The 25688-nt window shown below is 71.6% G+C and carries 25 protein-coding genes and 1 riboswitch; of the genes, 15 read left to right on the top strand and 10 right to left on the bottom strand.

What is annotated here, in order from left to right:
• Nucleotides 1-34 precede the first annotated feature (34 nt).
• The gene (locus ACIQUT_RS24570) at nucleotides 35-1441 is read right to left on the bottom strand and encodes a family 2B encapsulin nanocompartment shell protein (RefSeq protein ID WP_403565652.1); all 1407 of its coding nucleotides are present in this window, start codon (nucleotides 1439-1441) and stop codon (nucleotides 35-37) included.
• Nucleotides 1442-1663: 222 nt separating this feature from the next.
• Between ACIQUT_RS24570 and ACIQUT_RS24565 the strand changes: the two genes are divergently transcribed.
• The 4 genes from ACIQUT_RS24565 (at nucleotide 1664) to ACIQUT_RS24550 (ending at nucleotide 5310) form a co-directional block, all read left to right on the top strand.
• The gene (locus ACIQUT_RS24565) at nucleotides 1664-2122 is read left to right on the top strand and encodes an RrF2 family transcriptional regulator (protein WP_403565650.1); all 459 of its coding nucleotides are present in this window, start codon (nucleotides 1664-1666) and stop codon (nucleotides 2120-2122) included.
• Nucleotides 2123-2281: 159 nt separating this feature from the next.
• A complete protein-coding gene (locus ACIQUT_RS24560; protein WP_403565648.1) occupies nucleotides 2282-3478 on the top strand; it encodes a globin domain-containing protein in 1197 nt (398 codons plus the stop codon).
• A gap of 152 nt (nucleotides 3479-3630) precedes the next feature.
• Nucleotides 3631-4221, top strand: coding sequence for an N-acetylmuramoyl-L-alanine amidase (locus ACIQUT_RS24555; protein ID WP_403565646.1), 591 nt, complete (start codon nucleotides 3631-3633; stop codon nucleotides 4219-4221).
• Between the two features lie 138 nt (nucleotides 4222-4359).
• Nucleotides 4360-5310 carry a 1-aminocyclopropane-1-carboxylate deaminase/D-cysteine desulfhydrase gene (locus ACIQUT_RS24550; RefSeq protein WP_403565645.1) on the top strand — a complete coding sequence of 317 codons (951 nt, stop codon included), beginning with the start codon at nucleotides 4360-4362 and terminating at the stop codon, nucleotides 5308-5310.
• 94 nt (nucleotides 5311-5404) lie between these two features.
• Here the strand turns inward: ACIQUT_RS24550 and ACIQUT_RS24545 are convergent, their stop codons facing one another.
• Complete coding sequence (locus ACIQUT_RS24545; protein WP_403565643.1) at nucleotides 5405-6982, bottom strand: Na+/H+ antiporter; 1578 nt, start codon at nucleotides 6980-6982, stop codon at nucleotides 5405-5407.
• A gap of 75 nt (nucleotides 6983-7057) precedes the next feature.
• On the opposite strand from ACIQUT_RS24545, the gene ACIQUT_RS24540 reads away from it, so the two are divergent.
• The 3 genes from ACIQUT_RS24540 to ACIQUT_RS24530 all read left to right on the top strand — a co-directional run bounded on the left by ACIQUT_RS24540 (nucleotide 7058) and on the right by ACIQUT_RS24530 (nucleotide 8958).
• Complete coding sequence (locus tag ACIQUT_RS24540) at nucleotides 7058-7318, top strand: UBP-type zinc finger domain-containing protein (protein ID WP_179176614.1); 261 nt, start codon at nucleotides 7058-7060, stop codon at nucleotides 7316-7318.
• Nucleotides 7319-7522: 204 nt separating this feature from the next.
• Entirely contained in the window at nucleotides 7523-7936 is a 414-nt protein-coding gene (locus ACIQUT_RS24535) for an anti-sigma regulatory factor (RefSeq protein WP_403565641.1), read from the top strand.
• Between the two features lie 17 nt (nucleotides 7937-7953).
• Nucleotides 7954-8958 carry an RNA polymerase sigma factor SigF gene (locus ACIQUT_RS24530; RefSeq protein ID WP_403565639.1) on the top strand — a complete coding sequence of 335 codons (1005 nt, stop codon included), beginning with the start codon at nucleotides 7954-7956 and terminating at the stop codon, nucleotides 8956-8958.
• A 101-nt stretch (nucleotides 8959-9059) separates the two neighbouring features.
• On the opposite strand, the gene ACIQUT_RS24525 is transcribed toward ACIQUT_RS24530, so the two are convergent.
• Nucleotides 9060-9491 (bottom strand): hypothetical protein, encoded by a 432-nt coding sequence (locus ACIQUT_RS24525; RefSeq protein WP_403565637.1) that lies wholly within the window; start codon nucleotides 9489-9491, stop codon nucleotides 9060-9062.
• Nucleotides 9492-9601: 110 nt separating this feature from the next.
• Here ACIQUT_RS24525 and ACIQUT_RS24520 point away from each other — a divergent pair, with 110 nt between their 5' ends.
• On the top strand, nucleotides 9602-10567 hold the full coding sequence (locus tag ACIQUT_RS24520; protein WP_403565635.1) for a diacylglycerol/lipid kinase family protein: 966 nt from the start codon (nucleotides 9602-9604) through the stop codon (nucleotides 10565-10567).
• 322 nt (nucleotides 10568-10889) lie between these two features.
• Nucleotides 10890-11147, top strand: coding sequence for a WhiB family transcriptional regulator (locus ACIQUT_RS24515; RefSeq protein WP_003953983.1), 258 nt, complete (start codon nucleotides 10890-10892; stop codon nucleotides 11145-11147).
• 206 nt (nucleotides 11148-11353) lie between these two features.
• Here ACIQUT_RS24515 and ACIQUT_RS24510 read toward each other — a convergent pair whose 3' ends face one another.
• Both ACIQUT_RS24510 and ACIQUT_RS24505 read right to left on the bottom strand, forming a co-directional pair.
• Entirely contained in the window at nucleotides 11354-12823 is a 1470-nt protein-coding gene (locus ACIQUT_RS24510; protein ID WP_403565815.1) for a sensor histidine kinase, read from the bottom strand.
• Between the two features lie 375 nt (nucleotides 12824-13198).
• Nucleotides 13199-13792, bottom strand: coding sequence for a TetR/AcrR family transcriptional regulator (locus ACIQUT_RS24505; protein WP_403565633.1), 594 nt, complete (start codon nucleotides 13790-13792; stop codon nucleotides 13199-13201).
• An 84-nt stretch (nucleotides 13793-13876) separates the two neighbouring features.
• On the opposite strand from ACIQUT_RS24505, the gene ACIQUT_RS24500 reads away from it, so the two are divergent.
• Both ACIQUT_RS24500 and nagB read left to right on the top strand, forming a co-directional pair.
• Nucleotides 13877-14638 (top strand): SDR family oxidoreductase, encoded by a 762-nt coding sequence (locus ACIQUT_RS24500; protein WP_403565631.1) that lies wholly within the window; start codon nucleotides 13877-13879, stop codon nucleotides 14636-14638.
• Between the two features lie 154 nt (nucleotides 14639-14792).
• Entirely contained in the window at nucleotides 14793-15578 is a 786-nt protein-coding gene (gene nagB, locus ACIQUT_RS24495) for a glucosamine-6-phosphate deaminase (RefSeq protein WP_403565629.1), read from the top strand.
• A gap of 105 nt (nucleotides 15579-15683) precedes the next feature.
• Here the strand turns inward: nagB and ACIQUT_RS24490 are convergent, their stop codons facing one another.
• From ACIQUT_RS24490 to ACIQUT_RS24475, 4 genes are all read right to left on the bottom strand, one after another.
• Entirely contained in the window at nucleotides 15684-17201 is a 1518-nt protein-coding gene (locus tag ACIQUT_RS24490; RefSeq protein WP_403565628.1) for a glycoside hydrolase family 3 protein, read from the bottom strand.
• 6 nt (nucleotides 17202-17207) lie between these two features.
• Entirely contained in the window at nucleotides 17208-18044 is an 837-nt protein-coding gene (locus ACIQUT_RS24485; RefSeq protein WP_403565813.1) for a carbohydrate ABC transporter permease, read from the bottom strand.
• Between the two features lie 32 nt (nucleotides 18045-18076).
• Nucleotides 18077-19174 carry a carbohydrate ABC transporter permease gene (locus tag ACIQUT_RS24480; protein ID WP_403565627.1) on the bottom strand — a complete coding sequence of 366 codons (1098 nt, stop codon included), beginning with the start codon at nucleotides 19172-19174 and terminating at the stop codon, nucleotides 18077-18079.
• A gap of 169 nt (nucleotides 19175-19343) precedes the next feature.
• The gene (locus ACIQUT_RS24475; protein WP_403565625.1) at nucleotides 19344-20630 is read right to left on the bottom strand and encodes an extracellular solute-binding protein; all 1287 of its coding nucleotides are present in this window, start codon (nucleotides 20628-20630) and stop codon (nucleotides 19344-19346) included.
• 301 nt (nucleotides 20631-20931) lie between these two features.
• On the opposite strand from ACIQUT_RS24475, the gene ACIQUT_RS24470 reads away from it, so the two are divergent.
• From ACIQUT_RS24470 to ACIQUT_RS24460, 3 genes are all read left to right on the top strand, one after another.
• Complete coding sequence (locus tag ACIQUT_RS24470) at nucleotides 20932-21696, top strand: GntR family transcriptional regulator (protein WP_179172853.1); 765 nt, start codon at nucleotides 20932-20934, stop codon at nucleotides 21694-21696.
• Between the two features lie 191 nt (nucleotides 21697-21887).
• Nucleotides 21888-24041 (top strand): carbon starvation CstA family protein, encoded by a 2154-nt coding sequence (locus tag ACIQUT_RS24465; protein WP_403565623.1) that lies wholly within the window; start codon nucleotides 21888-21890, stop codon nucleotides 24039-24041.
• Nucleotides 24038-24241 carry a YbdD/YjiX family protein gene (locus ACIQUT_RS24460; RefSeq protein WP_360630894.1) on the top strand — a complete coding sequence of 68 codons (204 nt, stop codon included), beginning with the start codon at nucleotides 24038-24040 and terminating at the stop codon, nucleotides 24239-24241. Before ACIQUT_RS24465 ends, ACIQUT_RS24460 begins: the two co-directional genes overlap by 4 nt.
• 76 nt (nucleotides 24242-24317) lie before the next feature.
• Here ACIQUT_RS24460 and ACIQUT_RS24455 read toward each other — a convergent pair whose 3' ends face one another.
• Nucleotides 24318-24902, bottom strand: a complete 585-nt coding sequence (locus ACIQUT_RS24455) for a Uma2 family endonuclease (protein WP_403565621.1) — start codon at nucleotides 24900-24902, stop codon at nucleotides 24318-24320.
• Nucleotides 24903-24980: 78 nt separating this feature from the next.
• On the opposite strand from ACIQUT_RS24455, the gene ACIQUT_RS24450 reads away from it, so the two are divergent.
• Nucleotides 24981-25478 carry a GNAT family N-acetyltransferase gene (locus ACIQUT_RS24450; RefSeq protein WP_403565620.1) on the top strand — a complete coding sequence of 166 codons (498 nt, stop codon included), beginning with the start codon at nucleotides 24981-24983 and terminating at the stop codon, nucleotides 25476-25478.
• A 49-nt stretch (nucleotides 25479-25527) separates the two neighbouring features.
• Nucleotides 25528-25668: riboswitch (cobalamin riboswitch) on the top strand.
• Nucleotides 25669-25688 lie beyond the last annotated feature (20 nt).

Here is a 25688-nt window from a genome sequence, read left to right as displayed (position 1 = left end):
CCCCCGATCCCCTGGTGGTCTCCGGCCCGGCCGCTCAGTGGCGGCGGGCGATCTCGACGTTCTCCAGGACGCCGAGCGCGTCCGGCACCAGCACCGCCGCGGAGAAGTACGCCGTGACCAGGTAGGAGATGATCGCCTGCTCGCTGATGCCCATGAACCGCACCGACGTGCTCGGCTCGATCTCGTCCGGGATGCCGGGCTGGTGCAGGCCGATCACCCCGGACTCGTCCTCGCCGGTGCGCATGCAGAGGATGGACGTCGTCCGGGCGTCGCTGATCGGGATCTTGTCGCACGGGAAGATCGGCACGCCGCGCCAGGTGGTGATCCGGGTCCCGTCGACGTCGACCGCCTCCGGGTGCAGGCCGCGCTTGTTGCACTCGCGGCCGAAGGCGGCGATGGCCTTGGGGTGGGCGAGGAAGAGCCTGGAGCCGCGCCGCATGCTGAGCAGCTGGTCCATGTCGTCCGGGGTGGGCGCGCCGTCGTGCGGCTGGATGCGCTGGCCGTAGTCGGCGTTGTGGAGGAGGCCGAACTCCCGGTTGTTGACCATCTCGTGCTCTTGGCGCTCGCGCAGCGCCTCGACCGTGAGCCGCAGCTGCTGCTCGGTCTGGTTCATGGGGTGGTTGTAGAGGTCGGCGACGCGGGTGTGCACGCGCAGGACCGTTTGCGCGAGGGAGAGTTCGTACTCGCGGGGGTGGGCCTCGTAGTCGACGAAGGTGCCGGGGAGGGCGGGCTCGCCGCGGTGGCCGGCGGAGAGGTCGATGGCGGCCTCGCCGTACGCGTTGGTGCGCTGCCCGGGCTCGGCCCGTACGGATTCGACGTGCCGGCGCAGCGAGTCGACGCGGTCCGCGAGCAGCAGGAAGTCCTGGCGGGAGAGGACGAGGGCGGTGCCGGGGGTGGTGGCGCGGGCGGTGTACTCCCAGATGGCCGCGTCGTCGGTGAGGGAGTCCTCGCCGAAGTAGGCGCCGTCGGCGACGGTTCCCAGGACGGCGTCCTCGCCGTAGGGGCCGGGGCCGACCTGGTCGACCCGGCCGTGCGCGAGGAGGAACACCCGGTCGGAGGGGCTGCCGAAGGAGGTCAGCTCCTGGCCGGCCTCGAAGTCGATCTGGCGGCACCGCCCGGCGAGCTCGGTGAGCACGTCCGGGTCCTCGTAGGTGCGCAGCAGCGGGAGCTCGCCGAGCTCGGCGGGGATGACCTGGACCTGCGCCCCGGTCTTGACGAACTCGACGCGGCCGTCGCCGACGGAGTGGCTGAGCCGTCGGTTGACCCGGTACGTACCGCCCTGGACGGGCACCCACGGGAGCATCTTCAGGAGCCACCGGGAGGTGATCTCCTGCATCTGCGGTGCGGACTTGGTCGTGGTTGCCAAGTTCCGTGCGGCCGACGTCGCGAGACTCTGCCGGGGAGTCCGGACTTCGGGTTCGGAACCTGCCTGGACCGACATGTGCATCCCTTTCGATCACTCCATGGATCTGCAGGAGAAGCCTTTCAGCACGCTGTGTGGTGAGACCATTACACAAACGGGTGGACTACGCCGCCGGAGCGCTGGGCACCCTCTGGAGTTGACCCTCTTCCCATGAGCCCCGCCCGCAACAGCGCTTTCCGGCCGGCGGCCCCGCGCGGACCCTAACTTGAATCCAAGATGCAAGTTTTCTACGGTGATGCCATGCGGCTGACCCGATTCACCGACCTGGCGCTGCGCACCCTGATGCGCCTGGCCGTCGCGGAGGACGACCTCCCCACCACGCGCGACGTGGCGGCGTCGATGGAGGTCCCGTACACGCACACGACCAAGGTCGTCGCCCGGCTGCAGCACCTCGGCCTGGTCGAGGCGCGGCGCGGCCGCGGCGGCGGGCTCGCACTGACCGCGGCCGGGCGGGCGGCCTCGGTGGGCGGGGTGGTCCGCGAACTGGAGGGCGCCGGCGACGTCGTGGAGTGCGAGGGCACCACGCCCTGCCCGCTGCGCGGCGCCTGCATCCTGCGCGGGGCACTGCGCCGGGCACAGGAGGCGTTCTTCGCGACGCTGGACCCGCTCACGGTGAACGACCTGGTCGCGACGCCCACGGGGCCCCTCCTGCTGGGCATTTCGAGCAGCAGGGCGGCGGGGTGGGCCGAAGGTCCCTGACCACGGGGCCGGACGGCCGGTTCGGACCGGCCGGGCGGGGGCCTACGGTGATTCCGGGCGATGACCCGAACGGATGCACCCCGCCCGAACCCGTACACAAAAATTTGCATCTGACATACCAATTTAGTGCACCACTCACATCGAGGCGAGGACCTTCTGATGCTTTCCGCGAAGTCGGCAGAGACCGTACGCGCCACCCTGCCCGCCGTGGGCGCCGCCATAGGCGAGATCACGGAGCTGTTCTACGCAAAGCTCTTCGCGGCCCACCCCGAGCTGCTGCGGGACCTGTTCAACCGGGGCAACCAGAACGCAGGCCTGCAGAAGCAGGCCCTCGCCGGCTCCATCGCCACCTTCGCGACCCACCTCGTCGCCCGGCCCGACACCCGCCCCGACGTCATGCTGAGCCGCATCGCGCACAAGCACGCCTCCCTCGGTGTCACCCGCGAGCAGTACCCGATCGTCCACAAGTACCTCTTCGAGGCGATCGTCGACATCCTCGCCGAGGCCGTCACCCCCGATGTCGCCGAGGCCTGGGACGAGGTCTACTGGCTGATGGCCAACGCGCTCATCACCATCGAGGAGCGGCTCTACGCCGAGCAGCAGGTCCTCGCCGGCGACGTCTGGCGCCCGTGGACGGTCACCGGCCGCGTCGCCGAGACCGCCGACTGCACCACCTTCCGCCTGACCCCCGCGGACGGCGCCCCGGCACCGGACTTCAAGCCCGGCCAGTACGTCTCGGTCCAGGTCGAACTCCCCGACGGCGCCCGCCAGATCCGCCAGTACAGCCTGACCGGCGCACCCGCCGCGCCCGAGCGCACGATCACCGTCAAGCGGATCCACGGGCCGTCCGCCCTCGGCCCCGACGGCGAGGTCTCGAACCACCTGCACTCCCGGACCGCGGTCGGCGACACCCTGCACGTCTCGGCGCCGTACGGCGACCTGGTCCTGCAGGACACCGAGGCCCCGCTGCTGCTCGCCTCCGCCGGCATCGGCTGCACCCCGATGCTGTCGATGCTGGAGCACCTGGCGGAATCCGGGCACACCGCCCCGGTCACCGTCCTGCACGCCGACCGCTCCCCCGCCGACCACGCGATGCGCGACGACCACCGCGCGCTGGCGCTCAAGCTGACGGACTCCACCGCCCGGTTCTGGTACGAGGCCGACGCCGAGCCCGGCGACGGCGAGGGCCGCATGGACCTCGCGGACGTACCGGTCGCCCCCGGCACCCAGGCCTACCTGTGCGGGCCGCTCCCCTTCATGCGGGCGGTGCGCGAGCAGCTGCTCGCCAAGGGCGTGCCGGCCGCGGACATCCACTACGAGGTGTTCGGCCCGGACCTCTGGCTGGCCTCGGAGTAACGGTCGGGACGAGCGGGCCGGTCGGGACGAGTGTCCGGATCGGCTCGCTCGCTGTACGAATGCCCTAGCCATGGAAAGACCTCCTCCGTTACACCGGGTGCAACGAGGCGGCCACGCAAGGTGACCGCAACGGACCCGCAAAGGAGGCGGCCATGGCCGCACCCATGTCAGCGGACCGCTTCATCAACGCACTGCGCAACGAGGGCCTGACCGTCGTCGAGGTCGGCGCCTGGCGCACCCACAACCGCAACCACAAGGGCCCCTGGGGCCCGGTGCACGGGGTGATGATCCACCACACCGTCACCCGCGGCACGGCCAACACCGTCGAGCTCTGCCGGTTCGGCGACGCGGACCTGCCCGGCCCCCTCTGCCACGGCGTCATCACCAAGGACGGCCGGGTCCACCTGGTCGGCTACGGCCGGGCCAACCACGCGGGCGCGGGCGACGCCGACGTCCTGGCGGCCGTCATCGCCGAGAAGCGGCTGCCGCCCGACAACCAGGCCAACGCCGACGGCAACCGCCACTTCTACGGCTTCGAGTGCGAGAACCTCGGCGACGGCGAGGACCCCTGGCCGGCGGTCCAGCTCGACGCGATGGCCCGCGCCGCGGCCGCGGTGTGCCGGGTGCACCGCTGGACCGAACGCTCGGTGATCGGCCACCTGGAGTGGCGCCCCGGCAAGATCGACCCGAAGGGCTTCACCATGGCCTCGTTCCGCGGCCGCGTGGCCGAACGCCTGGAATGAGGCCCCACCGGGCGGCCCCGCGTCCGCCCACCCCGGCGCCGCCCCCGTCGCCGGCCGGGTGATGCCGTCGACCGCGGCAACGGGCACGGCAGGACCGCGACGTGCGAGAACGCGGCACGGGCGGCGCACAATGGGCGGATGGAACGCCCCCCGAACCCCGATGCGCTGCTGCGGGACCGGCCCCCGTCGCCGCTGCAGGAGATCCGTGACGAGCGGTTCGGGCGGCACGGGGTGCGGCTGCTGCTCAAGCGGGACGACCTCGTGCATCCGGAGCTGCCCGGCAACAAGTGGCGCAAGCTCGCGCCCAACCTCCGGGCCGCCGCCGCCGGCGGGTACCCGGGGCTCGTGACCTTCGGCGGGGCCTACTCCAACCACCTGCGGGCCACCGCCGCGGCCGGACGGCTGCTCGGGCTCGCCACCACCGGCATCGTGCGCGGGCACGAGCTGGCCGGGCGGCCGCTCAACGAGTCCCTCGCCCGGTGTGCCGCCGACGGGATGCGGCTGCACTTCACGACCCGGTCCGCGTACCGCCGCAAGGGCGACCCCGAGGCGGCGCGGCAGCTGATCGCCGAGGCCGGGGCCGCGGGGGCGTACCCCGTCCCCGAGGGCGGCAGCAACGCGCTCGCCCTCCACGGGTGCGCCGCGCTCGGCCGCGAGCTGCACGGCGTGTCCGACGTGGTCGCGGTGGCCTGCGGCACCGGCGGGACCCTGGCCGGGCTGGCGGCGGGCCTCGCCCCCGGGCAGCGGGCCCTCGGGGTGCCCGTCCTGGCGGGCGGCTTCCTGGCCGCGGAGATACGTTCCCTCCAGGAGCAGGCCTTCGGCGGCCCGGCCGGGGACTGGAGCCTGGCCGAGGGCTTCGACCACGGCGGCTACGCCCGCGTACCGGACGCCCTGGAGGCCTTCGCCGCGGACTTCGAGGACCGCCACGGCCTCCCCGTCGAGCGGATCTACGTGGCGAAGCTGCTGTGGGCGCTGGCCGAGCTGGCGGCGGCCGGATCCTTCCCCGCCGGGAGTGCGGTCACCGCCGTCGTCACCGGCCGGCCCGCGGACCCTGAACCCCCCGCCCTCCCTCCGCCCCTCTCCCCCTGAGCGCCCCGCAGGGGCGCGGGGAACTGCGCGACCAGCCACAACCGGGCCGCAGACGAGCGCCGGACCGTCGCGGCACCCCCCGAGGCCGGGTCCCCTAGGAGGCCTCGCGGTACGCCGCCGCCTCCTCCAGGTCCAGCCGGCGCAGCAGCGCCCGCAGCATCTCGTCGTCGATCCGCCGCAGGTCCCGCAGGGACACGAACACCTCGCGCTCGGCCCCGATCATCTCCCGCGAGAGCCGCCGGTAGACGTCGTCCGCGGACTCCCCGGTGAGCGGGTTGACGTCGCCCAGCCGCTCCCACACCGCGTTGCGCCGCCGCTCCAGGACGGTGCGCAGCCGTTCCGCCAGCGGCGGGGGCAGGGCGTTCTCGGGCTCGGCCAGCAGTTCGTCGAGCCGCTCCTCCGCCGCCCGCGAGGCCTCGCTCTGGGCCTGCGCCTCGGCGAGCGTCTCCGCCGTGGCGTCCCGGGCGGGCAGCCGCAGCAGCCGGATCAGCGGCGGCAGGGTCAGCCCCTGCACCACCAGGGTGCCGATGACGGTGGTGAAGGTGAGGAAGAGGATCAGGTCGCGGTGCGGCACGTCCATCGGCACCGAGAAGGCGATCGCGAGCGAGACCACGCCCCGCATGCCGGCCCAGCCCACCACCACCGGCGCCTTCCACGTGGTGTCCGGCTCCCGCGCGCGGATCCGTGCCGAGACCCAGCGCGGCACGAAGGTGGCCGGGAACACCCACAGGAACCGGGAGACGACCACCACCAGGAACACCAGGACCGCGTACCAGGCGGCCTCGGCGCCCTCGTACTCCACCAGCCCCTTCAGCACGACCGGCAGCTGGAGCCCGATCAGCGCGAAGACCACCGACTCCAGGATGAAGGCGACCATCTTCCACACCGCCTCCTCCTGGAGCCGGGTCGCGAAATCGACCTGCCAGTTGTGGTGCCCGAGGTACAGCGCCACCACGACCACCGCGAGGACACCCGAGGCGTGCACCCGCTCGGCCGCCGCGTACGCCACGAACGGGATCAGCAGCGACAGGGTGTTCTGCAGCAGCGGCTCCCGCAGCCGCGTGCGCAGGTGGTGGATCGGGACCATCAGCACCAGGCCCATGCCGACGCCGCCCACCGAGGCCAGCAGGAACTCCGCGATGCCGCCGGCCCAGCCGGCACTGACGCCGACGGCCGCGGCCAGCGCCACCTTGTAGGCGGTGATCGCGGTCGCGTCGTTGACGAGGGACTCCCCCTGCAGGATGGTCGTGATCCGGTTCGGCAGCCCGAGCTTCCGGGCGATCGCGGTCGCGGCGACCGCGTCGGGCGGGGCGACCACCGCGCCCAGCACCAGCGCCACCGGCAGCGACAGCCCCGGCACCGCCAGGTACACCGCGTACCCGACCACGAGCGTCGCGAAGAGCACGTAGCCGACGGACAGCAGCGCGATCGGCCGGGCATTGGCCCGCAGGTCCAGGTACGAGCTGTCCACCGCGGCCGTGTACAGCAGCGGCGGGAGCAGCAGCGGCAGCACGATGTGCGGGTCGAGGACGTACGCGGGCACCCCGGGCACGTACGAGGCCACGAGCCCGGCCGCGACCAGCAGCAGCGGTGCGGGCACCGGCGTCCGGCGCGCGATGCCCGCGACGGCCGCGCTGACCGCGACCAGCGCCACCAGCGGCAATACCTCCATCGACAACCCACCTTCGCTCGTCGTGGCTGATCGGACTTCGTCCGGCGGCGCCCGCACGTCAGTACGCTGGCCATCATGAGCGAGTGCACCCACGTTCCCGAACTGCCGCGCCCCGAGCCTGTGCCGACTGCCCAGACCTGCCCCGAATGTCTGGTGCTCGGCAGCCATCCGGTGCAGCTGCGGATGTGCCTGTGGTGCGGGTACGTGGCATGCTGCGACTCCTCCCCGCACCGGCACGCGTCCGCGCACTACCGGACCACCGGTCATCCGGTGATGCGCAGCTTCGAGCCGGGAGAGACCTGGCGGTGGTGTTTTGTCGACGGTTCGATCGTCTGAGGCGGGGTAGGTCAAACCTCCGCCGGTTCCCCGGATTTGGGCCCGCAGACCCCTAGCCACTGTGCGTACCCGTAGGCATACCATCTGTCACCGGCCGTAGGCGTGGGTGTCCCGATCGGGCTCCACGAGGGGTGCCGCGACACGATCGCCCGGATCGCGGTAGCGTCACCGGCGAAGAGAGCTCGTACCACCTTGGAGGTGAGGGTGTCCCAGATCGCAGGCGAGCCCGGGACCCAGGACTTCGTGGAAGTCCGGCTGCCGGCTGCGGGTGCCTACCTGTCGGTGCTGCGAACGGCCACGGCCGGCCTCGCGGCACGTTTGGACTTCACCCTCGACGAGATCGAGGATCTCCGTATCGCGGTGGACGAAGCCTGCGCGATCCTGCTCCAGCAGGCCGTGCCGGGCTCCGTCCTCAGCTGCGTGTTCCGGCTGATCGACGACTCGCTGGAGGTGACCGTCTCGGCGCCCACCACGGACGGCCGCGCGCCGGAGCGCGACACGTTCGCCTGGACCGTCCTGTCGGCACTGGCCGGCAAGGTCGAGTCCACGGTCGAGGAGGACAAGACGGTGAGCATCAGCCTCTACAAACAGCGCGGCGCGGGTCCAGGCCCGGCGTGAGCGGCGGGGAGACCCCGGTGCGGGGTGGGGACCGGCCCCGCGTACGGCACGAGGTCGACGGCGGCATCCCGGAGCAGCAGCGCGCCCGGCCGCACCCGGCTGACGCGGATGCGGAACACGGCTTTTTGGACTCGGCGGAGCGACGGGCGGGCCCCATGAGCGAGAACCAGCACGAAGAACCACAGGCGTCCCAGCCACCCGCGGCCGCCGGCCCGGCCGCGGGCCCGGACCTGGACGCGGACGCGGCGCTGCCGCCGCTGCCGGATCCGCGCGACCGCAGCGGCGCGCGGGCCCTGTTCGTCGAGCTGCGGGCGCTGCCCGACGGCTCACCGGAGAAGGCGGAGCTGCGCAACCGGCTCGTACGGATGCACCTGCCGCTGGTCGAGCACCTGGCCCGGCGGTTCCGCAACCGCGGCGAGCCGCTCGACGACCTGACCCAGGTCGCGACGATCGGCCTGATCAAGTCGGTGGACCGGTTCGACCCGGACCGCGGGGTCGAGTTCTCGACGTACGCGACGCCCACCGTGGTCGGGGAGATCAAGCGGCACTTCCGCGACAAGGGCTGGGCGGTGCGGGTCCCCCGGCGCCTCCAGGAGCTGCGGCTCTCGCTGACCACGGCCACGGCCGAGCTGTCCCAGCAGCACGGCCGCTCCCCCACGGTCCACGAGCTGGCCGAGCGGCTGGGGATCTCGGAGGAGGAGGTGCTGGAGGGGCTGGAATCGGCCAATGCCTACAGCACGCTCTCCCTGGACGTCCCGGACACCGACGACGAGTCGCCGGCGGTCGCGGACACCCTGGGCGCGGAGGACGAGGCGCTGGAGGGCGTCGAGTACCGCGAGTCCCTCAAGCCGCTGCTGGAGGGGCTGCCGCCGCGGGAGAAGCGGATCCTGCTGCTGCGGTTCTTCGGCAACATGACGCAGTCGCAGATCGCGCAGGAGGTCGGCATCTCCCAGATGCACGTCTCCCGGCTGCTGGCCCGCACCCTGGCCCAGCTCCGCGAAAAGCTCCTGGTCGAGGAGTAGCCGCCGGCCGGGCCGACCCGGCGTGCGGGCCGAGGGGGCGCAGACGTCTGCGCCCCGGAGGCGAACGGGCGAACGGGCGAGCAAGTCCCGGCGAACAAGTCCTAAGAGGCGGGCCCGCCGATGCCGAGGGCTTCGGTCGCCGTCGGGTTCACCAGGAGGGCCACCACCGCGACGGCGGTCGCGGCCAGTGCCACGGCGGCGGCGATCATCGCGCCGCCCGTGGTGTAGAGCGTCCAGGCCACCGGCAGCGCCATCAGCTGCGTGATCAGCGCGGGCCCGCGGCTCCAGCGCCGGGCCAGGCGCAGCCCGCGGGCGGCGACCAGCGGCAGGGCGGCCAGGGCGATCAGCGTCAGCCCGCCCGTCTCCGCCTGCTGCGGGGAGTCGGCGTCGCCGGCGATCCCGACGAACAGCATGTAGATGCCGAGGCCGGCGAGGGCCAGGCCTTCGATGGCGGTGAGCGCGGCGGCGGCGGTGAGCCGGCCGGGCAGCGGGGCGGTCGGCTGGTCCGGGGCGGGGGTGGGCTTCGTACTCACCCCTGCAGGGTAGCCGCGCGGCCGGGCCGGCGGCGGGGGCGGGGCCGACGGCCTCGCAGGGCGGGCGGCCAGTATGGGACCGGTGTGAACGGGTCGGTAGGCTGGCGGGCATGCGTGCACTCCTCGTGGCCAACCCAGCAGCGACGACCACCAGTGCGCGCACGCGCGACGTCCTGATCCACGCTCTGGCCAGCGAGATGAAGCTGGAGGCGGTGACCACCGAGTACCGGGGGCACGCGCGGGACCTGGGCCGGCGAGCGGCCGAGAACGGCCTCGACCTCGTGGTGGCGCTGGGCGGCGACGGCACCGTCAACGAGGTGGTCAACGGGCTGCTGCACAACGGCCCCGATCCGGAGCGGCTGCCCCGGCTGGCGGTGGTGCCGGGTGGCTCGACGAACGTGTTCGCCCGCGCGCTCGGGCTGCCCAACGACGCGGTGGAGGCGACGGGCGCCCTGCTGGACGCGCTGCGCGAGCACCGCGAGCGCACGGTGGGCCTGGGGCTGGCGGCGGGTGCGCCGGGCTCGGAGGACGAGTCGGTTCCGGCCCGCTGGTTCACGTTCTGCGCGGGTTTCGGCTTCGACGCGGGTGTGGTGGGGCGGGTCGAGCAGCAGCGGGAGCGGGGCAAGCGTTCGACGCACGCCCTTTATGTGCGACAGCTCATGCGCCAGTTCTGGGAGGAGCCGAACCGGCGGCGCGGCACGGTGACGCTGGAGCGCCCGGGCGCGGATCCGGTGACGGACCTGGTGCTGTCCATAGTCTGCAACACGTCTCCGTGGACCTACCTGGGCAATCGGCCCCTGTATGCGTCTCCGGAGGCCTCGTTCGACACCGCACTTGACGTATTGGCGCTCAGCCGTTTGTCAACTCCGGCCGTCGCGCGGTACGCCACGCAGCTCCTGACCTCGACTCCTGAGCGGGGCCCGCACGGCAAGCATGCCGTGACTCTGCACGATCTGACCGACTTCACCTTGCATTCGAAGGTGCCGCTTCCGTTCCAGATGGACGGAGACCACCTTGGATTGCGGACCAGCGTTCGGTTCACAGGCGTTCGCCGTGCACTGCGTGTGATTGTGTGAGTAGAAGGCCCCAAAGTCCTTTCAGTCGAACGTTTACGCGCCGATCCACCCTAAGGATGTAGGGCTGTGACCTAGTAGACACCGACGAATCAAAAAAAACTTTCCGGAAGGGGTTGTATCCCCGTCCGAGGTTTGCGAATCTCTTCATGGCGATCGGGACAGCCCGCAGAACCGGCTCCCAAGAAGACCGCCAGAACCCCACCACGAGTCCTTGACTGACCACCCGCCACCCCTGGGCGGTCGCCCTTCCCTCACGGGGGGATTCGTGAAAGCGTTCACATTCACAAGCAACCTGCCCGCAATACAAGGAGATGGAGCAGCCATGGACTGGCGTCACAACGCCGTTTGCCGCGAGGAAGACCCGGAACTCTTCTTCCCCATCGGCAACACCGGTCCTGCGCTGCTGCAGATCGAGGAAGCCAAGGCCGTCTGCCGCCGCTGCCCCGTCATGGAGCAGTGCCTGCAGTGGGCGCTCGAGTCCGGCCAGGACTCCGGCGTCTGGGGCGGTCTCAGCGAGGACGAGCGCCGCGCCATGAAGCGCCGCGCCGCCCGCAACCGGGCGCGCAACGCCAGCGCCTGACATTGACTTTCGAGCCTCGAGCCGCAGCGCGTAGTAACACCTGGTAGCGCTCAGCACCGTGCTCTTGAGCCCCGGACGGGAACGTCACCGGCCACCGCCGGAAGTTCCCTCCGGGGCTCAGTGCTGTCCGGGGCGCACTGCCGCCCCGCATCCGGCAGGCCATGCCGCCCCGCACGGCCCGTCACGCTCCGTGACGGGCCGTTGCGCTACTTCTGCGGGCTGACGGGGACGTCGAGGACGACCTTGGTGCCGCGCGGCTCCGCCCGCACCATGTCGAACGTGCCGCCGAGCTCGCCCTCCACGAGGGTGCGGACGATCTGCAGGCCGAGGTTGCCTGCCTTCTGCGGGTCGAAGCCCTCGGGCAGGCCGGAGCCGTCGTCGAGGATCGTGATGAGCAGCCGGCCGTCGGCCCGGCCGGATCCGCTGCGGGCGGCGGTGACCTCCACCGTGCCGCCCTCCCCCTGGGTGAAGGCGTGCTCCAGGGCGTTCTGCAGGATCTCGGTCAGCACCATCGACAGCGGAGTGGCCACCTCCGCGTCCAGGATCCCGAACCGGCCGATGCGCCGACAGTCCACCTTGCCCGGCGAGATCTCGGCGACCATCGCGATCACGCGGTCGGCGATCTCGTCGAACTCCACCCGCTCGTCGAGGTTCTGGGACAGGGTCTCGTGCACGATCGCGATCGAACCGACGCGGCGCACGGCCTCGTTGAGCGCCTCGCGGCCGGTGTCCGAATCCATCCGTCGGGCCTGCAGCCGCAACAGTGCGGCCACGGTCTGGAGGTTGTTCTTCACCCGGTGGTGGATCTCCCGGATGGTCGCGTCCTTGGTGATCAGTTCGCGTTCGCGACGTCGCAGTTCGGTGACGTCGCGGCACAGGACGAGGGAGCCGATCCGGGTGCCCTTGGGCTTGAGCGGGATGGCCCGCAGCTGGATGACCCCGCCGTTGCCCTCGATCTCGGTCTCGCGCGGGGCCCAGCCGCTGGCGAGCTTGACGAGCGCCTCGTCCACCGGGCCGCGGGACGGGGCGAGTTCGGCGGTGATGGTGCCCAGGTGCTGCCCGACGAGGTCGGAGGCGAGGCCGAGCCGGTGGTACGCGGACAGCGCGTTGGGGGACGCGTACGTGACGACCCCGTCGGCGTCGAGCCGCATCAGGCCGTCCCCGACGCGCGGGGAGGCGTCCATGTCGACCTGCTGTCCGGGGAACGGGAAGGAGCCGGCCGCGATCATCTGCGCCAGGTCGGAGGCGGACTGCAGGTAGGTCAGCTCCAGCCGGCTCGGTGTACGCACAGTGAGCAGGTTGGTGTTCCGTGCGATCACGCCGAGGACCCGGCCCTCGCGGCGCACCGGGATGGACTCGACGCGGACGGGCACCTCCTCGCGCCACTCCGGGTCGCCCTCGCGCACGATCCGGCCCTCGTCGAGGGCGGCGTCGAGCAGCGGGCGCCGGCCGCGCGGCACCAGGTGGCCCACCATGTCGTCCTGGTAGGAGGTGGGCCCGGTGTTGGGCCGCATCTGCGCGACCGAGACGTACCGGGTGCCGTCGAGGGTGGGCACCCACAGCACGAGGTCGGCGAAGGAGAGGTCGGAGAGCAGCTGCCACTCCGAGACCAGCAGGTGGAGCCACTCCAGGTCGGTTTCACCGAGAGCGGTGTGCTGGCGTACGAGGTCGTTCATGGAGGGCACGTGGCGAGCGTACCCCGGGCTCGGGCCATGACTTTCCCCACGGCGACTACCCGGGAGTATCCAGGAGGGGCCCACTCCGCGTACTGTTGGAGGAAGTCACGGGTTTCCGGTGCCCGACATTGGATGGACAGAACAGAATGGTCTAGTCCACAATTGACGTAAGCTTCCGCCCTCCCCGCACAGGAGGACGGATCGAGGTGGGCCACGCGCTCTGCCCTGACCGCGCAGGCAACCTCCCAACCGGCCGCCGGGAACCGCACACCCGCCGGCCGTAAGTACTCCGGGCTACGGTGCCGGGCGGGCTGAGGGTCCCGCCCCGGCACCGTGGCCCAGAGGAATCCGCCGCTGCGGCCGGAGCGATCCCCCCTACTGCGGCCAGGCGCGCACCGCGAGTTCCGCGACCGCCTCCAGCTCCTCCCGGGTCGCCCCGTCGCGCGACTGCTGCGACATCCCCTGGAGCACCGACATCGCGTACCGGGCCAGCGCCCCCGCATCCGTGTGCGCGGGCAGCACGCCGGCCGCGACGTCCGCCCGGATCCGGCTCTCGAACAGCGCGACACTGGCCGCGCGCCGCTGGCGCAGCGCCTCCGCCACCTCCTCCGAGGTGGTGTTGACGGCAGCGCTGATCACCATGCAGCCCGGCGGGTGCGCCGGGTCGGTGTACACCTCGGCGGCCTCGCGCAGGATGCGCTCCATCGCGGCGCGGGCCGTGGGCTCCTCGGCCAGGGCGACGGCCGCGAAGTCCGCGTACCGGCCGCCGTAGACGGCCACGACCTCGCCGAAGAGCTTGCGCTTGTCCCCGAAGGCCGCGTAGAGGCTGGGCGCGCTGATCCCGAGCGAGGCGGTCAGGTCGGAGATCGACGTCGTCTCGTAGCCGTTCTCCCAGAAGGCGAGCATCGCCTTGTCGAGGGCGGCGTCGCGGTCGAAGGAGCGGGGCCTGCCGCGCTGTCCGGTCACCATGCCGAGATTCTATAGCGGCCGCTATGGAATCTGGTACGGTCCCTTTCTGTAGCGACCACTACTGAATACGAAGGGGGGCGCGTCATGGGCGTGCTCACAGGGAAGACGGCACTGGTCACGGGCGGCAGCCGGGGTATCGGACGGGCGATCGCGCAGCGGCTCGCGCGGGACGGGGCCCTGGTCGCGGTGCACTACGGGCGGAACGAGGCGGCGGCCGCGGAGACGGTTGCGGCGATCACGGCGACCGGCGGGCGGGCGTTCGCGATCCGCGCGGAGCTCGGGGTGCCGGGCGACGCCGAGGCGCTCTGGGCGGCGTACGAGGCCCACCCGCTGCACACCGCGGAGGTGGACGTCCTGGTCAACAACGCGGGCGCCCCGGCCTTCGCGGGCATCGCGGACACGGACGAGGAGACCTACGACCGGGTGCAGGCGCTCAACGCGAAGGCGCCGTTCTTCGTGATCCGGTACGGGCTGCCCCGGCTGCGCGACGGCGGCCGCATCGTCAACGTGACCAGCACCCCGGACATCGCCCTGCCGGCGATCCTGGCCACGATCGCCGCGAAGGGCGCGGTCAACGCGCTGACCCGGTCCCTCGCCGCCGAGCTGGCCCCGCGCGCGATCACCGTGAACTCGGTGGGCCCGGGCATCACGGACACCGACCTGAACGCGGCCTGGCTGGCGGACCCCGCGGCGCGGGCGCACGCCTCCTCCCGGTCGGTCTTCCACCGACTGGGCACGGCGGAGGAGGTCGCGGACGTCGTGGCCTTCCTGGCCTCGCCCGACTCCCGCTGGGTGACGGGCCAGCACCTGAACGCGACGGGAGGCCTCCAGTTGGCCCTGCTCTGACGGCGCCGGGCGGGGTGCGGGGCGGGGCGCCGGGAGGCCGGGGGCGGGGTTCGGGACCACCATGGATCCGGGGCGGATTCCGCGGCCGGAGCGGCCCCGGCTCTGCTAGATTGGTCTATACCACATACCCGCACTCCAGATCGGCAGGCCCCGCGTGGAAGTTGTCATCGTCCCGGACGCCACGGCAGGCGGAGAGCTCATCGCGGAGGCCATCGCCGCGCTGCTGCGCCGCAAGCCCGACGCCCTGCTCGGCGTGGCGACGGGCTCTACCCCGCTGCCCGTCTACGAGGCGCTCACGGCCAAGGTCAGGGCCGGCGAGGTCGACGCCGCCCGGGCCCGCGTCTGCCAGCTCGACGAGTACGTCGGCCTGCCGGCCGGGCACCCGGAGTCCTACCGGGCCACCGTGCTCCGCGAGGTCGTCGAACCCCTCGGGCTGGCCGAGGCGTCCTTCATGGGCCCCGACGGGTCCGCCGAGGACCTCGTCGCCGCCTGCGAGGAGTACGACCGGGCGCTCGCCGGGGCCGGCGGCGTCGACCTCCAGCTGCTGGGCATAGGCACCGACGGGCACATCGGCTTCAACGAGCCGTGCTCCTCGCTCTCCTCGCGCACCCGCATCAAGACACTGACGGAGCAGACCCGCGTCGACAACGCGCGCTTCTTCGGCAACGACCTGGAGCAGGTGCCGCACCACGTGATCACCCAGGGCATCGGCACCATCCTCGACGCCCGCCACCTGGTCCTCCTCGCCACCGGCGAGGGCAAGGCCGAGGCCGTCGCGCAGACCGTGGAGGGCCCGCTGTCCGCGCTGGTCCCGGCCTCCGCGCTGCAGCTCCACCGGCACGCGACCGTCGTCGTGGACGAGGCCGCCGCCTCCAAGCTGAAGCTCGCGGACTACTTCCGCCACACCTACGCCAACAAGCCCGCCTGGCAGGGCCTGTAGGCCGCGGGACGACCGCACGGCCGGACGGAACGGCGGACGGTGGAAAGGACGGAAGGCCGGGCCCCCTCCACGGGGCCCGGCCTTCCGCCGGTCCGGCGCCACCGGCTAACCGCGCGCGATGGCCTCCGCCGCCGCGCGCCCGCACACCCGTGCGGCGCCGTGGGTGGCGATGTACAGGGCCCCGCGCGGCTCGGCCCGCGGCAACCCCATCTCGACCACGACCGTGTCCGGCCGGGCCGCGACCAGCGCGTCCAGGACCTCGGCCATCCACGGGTGCCGGTGCGCGTCGCGGACCACGGCGACCACGGTGCGGTCGCCGGCCGCGGCCAGGACGTCCGCTGCCGCGGCGCCCCGCGGGTACACGCCCGACCCGGTCCCCGGCACCAGCGCGGCCAGCTCGGCGGCCACGCCCCACGGGGTCTCGTCGCCCACCGCGATGTTGGCGACGGGGGCGAGCGTGGCGACGTACGGGGCGGAGCCGGGCACCCCGCCGCCGGAGACGCCGGGGACGCCGGGGACGCCGGAGACGGTCAGCGCGCGGCGGGCCGCCTCCAGGCCGATGCCGGGCGCGCCCCCCTCCGGCGCGCCCGGCACGGCGGAGGCGGGCCGGGCCGAGCGGGTCCACTCGGCCAGTGCCCGGACCCGGGCGGCCGCGTCGGCGAGCCGCTCCTCGGGGAGCGTGCCCTCGCGCACGGCGGCGACCAGGGCGTCGCGGAGGCGGATCACGGTGGCCTCGTCGGCGAGCCCGCCGCCCACGCAGATCGCGTCGGCGCCGGCGGCGATGGCGAGGACGGAGCCGCGCTCGATGCCGTACGTCCCGGCGATGGCGTGCATCTCCATGCCGTCGGTGACGATCAGGCCCTCGTAGCCGAGCTCCTTGCGCAGCAGTCCGGTCAGGATCTGCGGGCTGAGGGTGGCCGGCCGGGTGGGGTCGAGGGCGGGCACCAGGATGTGCGCGCTCATCACGGCCTTGGTGCCGGCCTCGATGGCGGCCCGGAACGGGACCAGTTCGCGCACCGCCAGGGTCTCCAGGTCCACGTCGATGCGCGGCAGCGCGTGGTGCGAGTCGACGTTGGTGTCGCCGTGGCCCGGGAAGTGCTTGGTGCAGGCGGCGACGCCGGCGGCCTGCAGGCCCTCGACGTACGCGGCGGTGTGCCGGGCGGCGAGGCCGGTGTCGGCGCCGAAGGACCGTACGCCGATGACCGGGTTGTCGGGGTTGGAGTTGACGTCGGCGGACGGGGCCCAGTTGAGGTTCACCCCGCACTCGGCGAGGCGGCGGCCCAGCTCGCGGGCCACCCCGCGGGTCAGGCCGGTGTCGTCGACGGCGCCCAGGGCCAGGTTGCCGGGGAAGGAGGAGCCGCCGCGGACCTCCAGGCGGGTGACGTCGCCGCCCTCCTCGTCGATGGCGACGAGGACCTCGTCCCGCTCGGCCCGCAGCTGCGCGGTGAGCGCGGCGAGCTGCTCCGGCGAGGCGATGTTGCGGCCGAACAGGCCGACGGCGGTGAGGCCCTCGGCGACCCGGCGCAGCACCCAGGCGGGGGCGGTGGTGCCCTCGAAGCCGGGCTGGAGGACGGCGAGCGCGTCGCGGGTCAGGGTGTCGGTGCGGTGCGCAAGGACAGTCATGGGCCGTTATCCCTTCACGGCGCCGGAGGTCATGCCGCCGACGGCCTTGCGCTGGAGGAAGACGAAGATGACCAGGACCGGGACCGCGAAGAGGGAGGACGCGGCCATGGTGGCGCCCCAGTCGTTGCCGAAGGCGGTCTGGAACTGGGTCAGCCACAGCGGCAGGGTCTGCGCCGTCTTCTCCTTGTTCAGGATCAGGACCATGGCGAACTCGTTCCAGGCGGTGATGAAGCCGAAGAGCGAGGTGGACATCAGGCCGGGGGCCAGCAGCGGGAGGATCACCTTGCGGAAGGCCTGGCCGCGGGTGCAGCCGTCGATCTGGGCGGCCTCCTCCAGGGTCACCGGGACGGCGGCGATGAAGCCGCGCAGGGTCCAGATGGTGAAGGGCAGGACCATCACGAAGTAGATCGCGGTCAGCAGGGCGAGGCTGTTCAGCATCTCGGCGTCGCGGGCGATCATGTACATCGCGATGACCATGACCTCCCAGGGGGCCATCTGCGCCATCATCACGCCGAGGACGAGGCCTTTGCGGCCCTTGAACCTCATGCGGGCGATCGCGAAGCTCGCGGCGAGCGCCACGAGCAGCGCCAGCAGCACGGCCCCGACGGTGACCAGCAGGCTGTTCTGCACGTACGTCCAGAAGAGCTCGACGCCGGTGGCCTTGGTGAAGTTGCGGAACGTCGGGGTGAAGACGAAGACCGGGTCCTTGGTGAGGATCTGTCCGGACGGCTTGAGGGCCGAGGAGAACATCCAGTAGACGGGGAAGACGAAGACCGCGGCCAGGACCAGGGCGGCGAGGTTCTTCGCGACGGCTCCCGGGCGCAGCGGGCGGCGGGTGCGCAGCCGCGGCGCGGGCTTCGGGGCGGTGGTGGTGCTCACTGCTCCTCCTCCTGCTTCAGGATCAGGCGGAAGTAGAAGGACATGACGACCACGAGCATCACGATCGTCAGGACGGAGATCGCTGCCGCGAGCGCGTAGTGGCCCTGGCTCTGGCCCTCGACGAAGGCGAAGACGGGCAGGGTCTCGGAGGCGCGGTCGGGGCCGCCGCGGTTCATCGCGTAGACCTGGGTGAAGGCCTTGAACACCCAGATCACCTCAAGGAAGGTGGTGACGAGGAAGAACGGCCTGAGGTTGGGGAAGACGACCTGCCAGAAGGTCTGCCAGCCGTTCGCGCCGTCCATCCGCGCGGCCTCGTACAGCTCGGCGCTGACGGTGGTCAGGCCGGCGTACATGTTGAGGGCGACGAAGGGGACGGAGCCCCAGACCACCAGGATCGTGATGATCACCAGGGTCGACCAGCCGGTCTCGAACCAGTTGTGCTGCTCGTAGCCGGAGAAGCCGAGCGTGCGCATGACCCAGTTCATGACGCCGAACTGCTCGTCGAACAGCCACTGGAAGACGGTCACGGACGCGACGATCGGCATGGCCCAGGCCATCACCAGGGCCATCGACAGGACCAGGCGCATCCACGTCCCCAGCCGGTTCAGCAGGAGGCCGAGGAGGCTGCCGATGGCCATGATGAGCGCGACGTTGGCGGCGGTGAAGGCGAAGGTGCGGACGACGACGGTCCAGAAGTGCCCGTCGCCCAGCAGCTGGGTGTAGTTCTCGACGCCGTGGAAGGGCGCCTTGCGCTGGATGAACTCGATCCGGTCGACCTTCTGGAAGGACAGGATGACGTTCTTGGCCAGCGGGTACAGCAGCAGCGCGGCCATGCCGATCACCGCCGGCGCGATCAGCAGGTACGGCAGCCATCCCGAGGGCGGCGAGGACGTGGCGCCGCGAGGAGACGGGGCCTCCTTCGAGGCCTTCTTCGAGGCCTTCTTCGAGGCCTTCTTCGAGGCCTTCTTCGGGCCCTTCCCCCCGGCCCCGGTGGGCTGCGGCTGCTGTGGCGCCCCCGACGTGCGCGGCCGCCCGCCGGACTCGTGTGGTGCGTCCTGTGGAGCGGGCGCCGCTCCCTGGGAGTGCACGGTCATGTCTTGGTTTCCTCGCGGTTGGCGGTGGCGACCGGCGTCCGTCGCACCCGGGTCGGCAGCGGGCGTCCACCGCGTACGGCTGTCCGTGCGGCCGGGGGTACGGCGGGCGCGGCCGGGCGCCCGCCGCACCCCCCGGTGCAGGTGTGGAGCGGTGTTGCCTGGAGCGGTGTTACTTGTTGACGCGGCTCGCGATTTCCTTGTCCGCGTCCGCGCCCGCCTTGGCGGCGTCCTCGCCCTTGAGGACCTTGGTCATGAACTCCTTGATCGGGTTGGGCTCGGTCTCGACGTTCGCCCAGCCCGGGGTGACCGGGGTGATCTTGCCGTTGACGCCGGCCTTGCCCATGGCCTCGGCGAAGGAGCCCGCGGCCGGGGTGAAGTGGGCGGAGGCCTGGTTCGGCAGCGACGCGCCCTTGATCTCGGCGGCGTACTTCGCCATCTGGTCCTTGCCGGTGGCCAGGGCCAGCCACTCCTTGGCGAGCTCCTTGTTCTTGGAGCGCTCGGCGACGGCGAGGTTCGAGCCGCCGAGGAAGACGGTGCCGGGCTTGTCGGCGGTCTTGCCCGGGATCGGGAAGTAGCCGAAGTCGGCCTCCTTGCCCGCCTCCTTCAGGGCCTTCTCCGCACCGCCGGCCTCCCAGCCGAGACCGATCCAGGAGGCGACGCCGCCCTTGGGGACGATGTCGGTGGACTGCTGCGGGGTGGCCTCGTCCTTGTCCTTCGGGGCGGTGGAGTAGGACTGGAGCTTCTTGTAGAAGTCCATCGCGGAGGCCGCCTGCGGGGTGCCGAGCCCGCCCTTCCACTTGCCGCCGTCCTTGACGGCGAGCTCGCCGCCCTCGTCCCAGATGAAGCCCGCGAGGACGTACCAGCTCTGGCCGGGGAGGTGGATCGGCTGGGTGGACGGGTCGGCGGCCTTGAGCTTCTCCAGGCCGGCGATCCACTCGTCACGGGTCGTCGGCGGGGTGACGCCGGCCTTGGCGAAGGCCTTCTTGTCGTAGACGACGACGCGGTTGGCCGCGTACCACGGGGCGGAGTAGAGCTTGCCCTCGTACTCGGCGGAGGCGAGCATGCTCTTCTGCCAGGCGTCGGCGCCCAGCTTGCCCTTCTCCTTGGTCAGGTCGGCGAGGCCGCCGGTGACCGCGTAGCCGGCGCTCTGGGTGTTGCCGAGCTCCAGGACGTCCGGCGGGGTGTTCTCGGAGAGGGCCGTGGTGACCTTCTCCTGGATGCCCTTCCACGCCTGGACCTCGACCTTGACGGTGACCCCGGGGTGCTTGGCCGAGAACTCCTTGTTGACCTCGTCGATCCAGGCCTTCGGCGCGGAGCCGTCCATCACCCAGACGGTGATCTCCTTGGCGCCGCCCGCGTCGGCCGTGCCCTTGTCGTCGCCGCCCCCGTTGCCGCACGCCGCAACACCGGCCATCATGCCCGCGACACCGACCGCCGCGATGAGCTTGCGCTTCACGCCACCCTCCTCAGGGATGCTGCCTGCAACTTCCCTCGCCCGCCGCGGTGATGCACCGAGTACTGCACAAGTACTGCCCGTGGGGCCGGGATCTGATCCATATTGGTGTAGACCAGTAACCGGAGCTTGGCCTAGACCTTTAGGGGTGTCAAGGGTCTAATGATCGGGTGCCGCGTCCGTTACCGGACCGACACCTGGGGGAGGACTTCAGGCCCGTCCCCCCACCCGTGTCACCATGTGACCGCACATATCGGAGGAGCCGGTGACGGCAGCGAAACTGGAGTCGGGAAGGCGGGCGGCGATGGCCACCGAAGGGGCGACCACCGAGCCGGAGGGCGGTGCGGCCACGCGCACCGCACGCGTGCCCAAGTACTACCGACTCAAGCGGCACTTGCTCGACATGACGGAAACCCTGCCCCCCGGCACACCCGTCCCGCCCGAGCGCACCCTCGCCGCCGAGTTCGACACCTCCCGCACCACCGTGCGCCAAGCCCTCCAGGAGCTCGTCGTCGAGGGCCGGCTGGAGCGCATCCAGGGCAAGGGCACCTTCGTGGCCAAGCCCAAGGTCTCCCAGCCGCTGCAACTGTCCTCCTACACCGAGGACATGCGGGCGCAGGGCCTGGAGCCCACCTCGCAGCTCCTGGACATCGGCTACGTGACCGCCGACGACACCCTGGCCGGACTGCTCAAGATCGCCACGGGCGGGCGCGTCCTGCGCATCGAGCGGCTCCGCCTGGCCAGCGGCGAGCCGATGGCCATCGAGACCACCCACCTGTCGGCCAAGCGCTTCCCCGCCCTGCGCCGCTCCCTGGCCAAGTACACCTCGCTCTACACGGCCCTCGCCGAGGTGTACGGGGTGCGGCTCGCCGAGGCCGAGGAGACCATCGAGACCTCGCTGGCCACCCCCCGCGAGGCCGGGCTGCTCGGCACGGACGTCGGCCTGCCGATGCTGATGCTCTCCCGGCACTCCCTGGACGCCGACGGGGAGCCGGTCGAATGGGTCCGCTCGGTCTACCGCGGAGATCGATACAAGTTCGTTGCCCGACTCCAGCGCCCCGCCGTGTGATCCGTAGTTGACTTCGTTCCGCTATACGGACGGGGGCTTATGTTCACCGGTCAGGTCCCCGTAGATTCCCTGCGCTTGCGCAGATGATCAACGAGGGGACGAGGATCATGCCGGAACCGGAAGCAACAGACACCCAGCGGAACGCGGCGAGTTCGGGCACGGCACCGGACTCGCCCCCCGCATCAGCCCGCATGGCCCCGAAGTCGATCGCCGCGTGGGTGCTCGTCGCCCTCATCGGGGCCATCGGCTGGGCCGTGCTCGCACTCTCCCGCGGCGAGGAGATCTCCGCCGCCTGGCTGCTCGCCGCCGCGCTCGGCTCGTACGCCATCGGCTACCGCTTCTACGCACGCTTCATCGCGCACCGGGTCCTCCGGGTCGACAAGACCCGGGCCACCCCCGCCGAACGCCTTGACAACGGTGTCGACTTCCACCCGACCGACCGCCGGGTGCTCTTCGGCCACCACTTCGCCGCCGTCGCCGGCGCCGGGCCGCTCGTCGGCCCGGTGCTCGCCGCGCAGATGGGCTACCTGCCCGGCACCATCTGGATCGTCGCCGGCGTGATCTTCGCGGGTGCCGTCCAGGACATGGTCACCCTGTTCTTCTCCACCCGGCGCGACGGCCGCTCGCTCGGCCAGATGGCCCGGGACGAGATCGGCCCGGTGGGCGGAGCCGCCGCCCTCGTCGCCGTGTTCGCCATCATGATCATCCTGCTGGCGGTGCTCGCCCTGGTCATCGTCAACGCGCTGGCGCACTCGCCCTGGGGCGTGTTCTCCATCGGCATGACCATCCCGATCGCCCTGTTCATGGGCTTCTACCTGCGCGTGCTGCGGCCGGGCCGGGTCACCGAGGTCTCCGTCATCGGCGTCGCCCTGCTGCTGCTCGCCATCGTCGCGGGCGGCTGGGTCGCCGAGTCCTCGCTGGCCGGCACCTTCACCCTGGAGAAGGAGACGCTGATCATCTGGATGGTCGCGTACGGCTTCATCGCCTCGGTGCTGCCGGTGTGGATGCTGCTCGCGCCCCGCGACTACCTCTCCACCTTCATGAAGATCGGCACGATCGCGATGCTCGCCCTGGGTGTCGTCATCGCCATGCCGACCCTGAAGATGCCCTCGATCACCGACTTCGCCGCCCGCGGGGACGGCCCGGTCTTCGCCGGGTCGATGTTCCCCTTCGTCTTCATCACCATCGCCTGCGGCGCGCTGTCCGGCTTCCACTCCCTGGTCTCCTCGGGCACGACCCCGAAGATGATCCAGAAGGAGACCCAGGTCCGGGTCATCGGCTACGGCTCCATGCTGACCGAGTCCTTCGTCGCCGTCATGGCGATGATCTGCGCGTGCATCATCGAGCCCGGCCTGTTCTTCGCGGTCAACTCCCCCGGCGGGGTCGTCGGCACCACCGTCCAGACCGCCTCGGAGGCGGTCACGAACTTCGGCTTCGCCGTCTCGCCCGAGTTCCTCGCCCAGGCCGCGAAGGACGTCGAGGAGGCCACCCTGCTGTCCCGTACGGGCGGCGCGCCGACCTTCGCACTCGGAATGTCGGAAATCTTCTCGGCCGTCGTCGGCGGCGCCGGCATGAAGGCCTTCTGGTACCACTTCGCCATCATGTTCGAGGCGCTGTTCATCCTGACCACGCTGGACGCGGGCACCCGCGTCGGCCGGTTCATGCTCCAGGACACCCTCGGCAACGTGCACAAGTCCTTCAAGGACGTCAGCTGGAAGCCCGGCGTCTGGCTGGCCAGCGCCCTCGTCGTCGGCGGCTGGGGCTACTTCCTGTGGGTCGGCGTCAAGGACCCGCTGGGCGGCATCAACCAGCTCTTCCCCCTGTTCGGCATCGCGAACCAGCTGCTCGCGGCGGTGGCCCTGGCCGTCTGCACGACCCTGCTGGTCAAGTCCGGGCGGCTGAAGTGGGCCTGGGTGACCGGCGTCCCGCTGGTGTGGGACGTGGCCGTCACCCTCACCGCGAGCTGGCAGAAGATCTTCTCCGACGACGTGAAGGTCGGCTTCTTCGCCCAGCGCGACAAGTACCAGGACGGCATCGAAGCGGGGAAGGTGCTCGCACCCGCGAAGAACATGGACGAGATGCACACGGTGGTCACCAACGCCACCGTGGACGGCGTCCTGGCCGGGCTGTTCGCCGTCCTGATCGTCATCGTGCTGCTGGACGCGGCCCGCACCTGCATCCGGGCCGTCCGCAGCCCCGAGACGGTCCGGCTGACCGAGGTCCCGTGGACCGAGTCGAAGATCATCGCCCCGGCCGGGCTCATCGCGACGCCGCAGGAGCGGGCCGAACTCGCCGCCGCCGGCCTCGACTCGGGCGGCGGCCGCACGAAGGAGCCGGTGGCGTGAGCGGCGGCGGGGTGCGCGGCGCGCTGGCGAAGGCGCGGTTCTACGTGCGGGAGTTCTCCGGCGAGGCGGCGTACGACCGGTACGTCGCGCACGCCCGCTCCCACGATCCGGACGCCGAGGTCATGACCCGCCGCGCCTTCGAACGCGCCCGCACCGACGCCCGCGAGGCGGACCCCCGGGAGGGCTTCCGCTGCTGCTGAGCGCTTGCCGCACCGCCGCGCGTCGCACGTACAGGGGCCCCGCCATCCGGCGGGGCCTCGCGCGTACGGCCGGGCGTCAGCGCACCCAGTCCTTGAGCGGCTCGGTCTGGAGGGTGATGCCAACAGGTTCCGGGAGAGCGATGTCCGATCCGTACGGCACGACGTGAACGCTCTCATACCGGCGGCCATTCGGCTGACTGTAGACGGAGACCTCACACTTGGCCCTGTCGATGAGCAGGTAAACAGGGATGCCCGTCTCTGCGTAGGCCCGGGGCTTCTCGACGTGGTCACGCCGGTGCGTGTCCGAGTCCCATGAGGTCACCTCGACGGCCATGAGGATCGGCTCGGGACCAACCCAGTCGCCCTGTCCTACGAAAGCGTCCTCGTCTGCCAGTACGGCGTCGGGGATCGCCCGCCCGGCCCGGTACTCCTGCGCCTTGATTCCCTGCCCCTGGTGCAGCCAGAGTTCGGGCCGGTGCTGGATGCAAATCCGCGTAAGCCACTGGATGATCCGCCCGTGATCCCCGTCCGGCATGGCTTTGCTCCTGATGACCCCGTCGATGAACTCCAGCCGTGTCCCCTCCCGCTCGCGAGCCGCTATGCGCGCGATGAACTCGAAATCCTCGGTCGGCATGTGGGGGTGTGCGGTCATCACGGTCACGCCTCGCTCGCCTTCCTCGACGGTGCTACTCCCGACGATAGCGCCGGGCGCCTGCCCGCGTCCGGCACACTCGGCGGCATGGACTTCGACATCCGCATGGCCGCGACCGCCGAGTACGAGCGGCTGGGAGAGATCACCGGGCAGGCCTACACCGGGGACGGGCTGCTCGACCAGAACGAGGACGACACCTACCTGAACGTCCTGCGCGATGTGGCCGGCCGGGCCGCCGCCGGCGAGGTGCTCGTCGCCGTACGGAACGGGGAGGTGCTCGGCGGGGTGACCTTCGCCCCGCCCGGCAGCCCCCTCGCCGACGTCGCCGGGCCGCACGAGGCCGAGTTCCGCATGCTGGCCGTCGCACCCGAGGCCCGCGGCACGGGCGTCGGGGAGGCCCTCGTACGGGCGTGCATAGAGCGGGCCCGCACCCTCGACGGGGTCACCGCGCTGACCCTGTCGACCCAGCCGGCGATGCGGGGCGCCCAGCGGATCTACGCGCGCCTGGGCTTCGTCCGCACCCCGGAAATGGACTGGTCCCCGATCCCCGCATTGACGCTGCTCACCTACCGACTGGAGCTGTGAGGCCACGCTCAGCAAAGGGCCGGACACAACATCTAGGGGGTCGCACAGAAACCTCCCCCCACATGTATGCTCGTCCTCGCTGTCGCCGCAGGGGAATCCGGTGAGAATCCGGAACTGTCCCGCAACGGTATGAAGTACACCCATCGGTGTCACCGAAGTCCGACGACCTGCCGACGGCGCGCCCGGCTCGACCGAACCGGGTGCCGACCA

Origin of the sequence: Streptomyces sp. NPDC090445 (assembly GCF_044769385.1) — a bacterium.
GTDB lineage: Bacteria > Actinomycetota > Actinomycetes > Streptomycetales > Streptomycetaceae > Streptomyces.
This window is presented reverse-complemented; position numbering and strand designations above follow the sequence as displayed.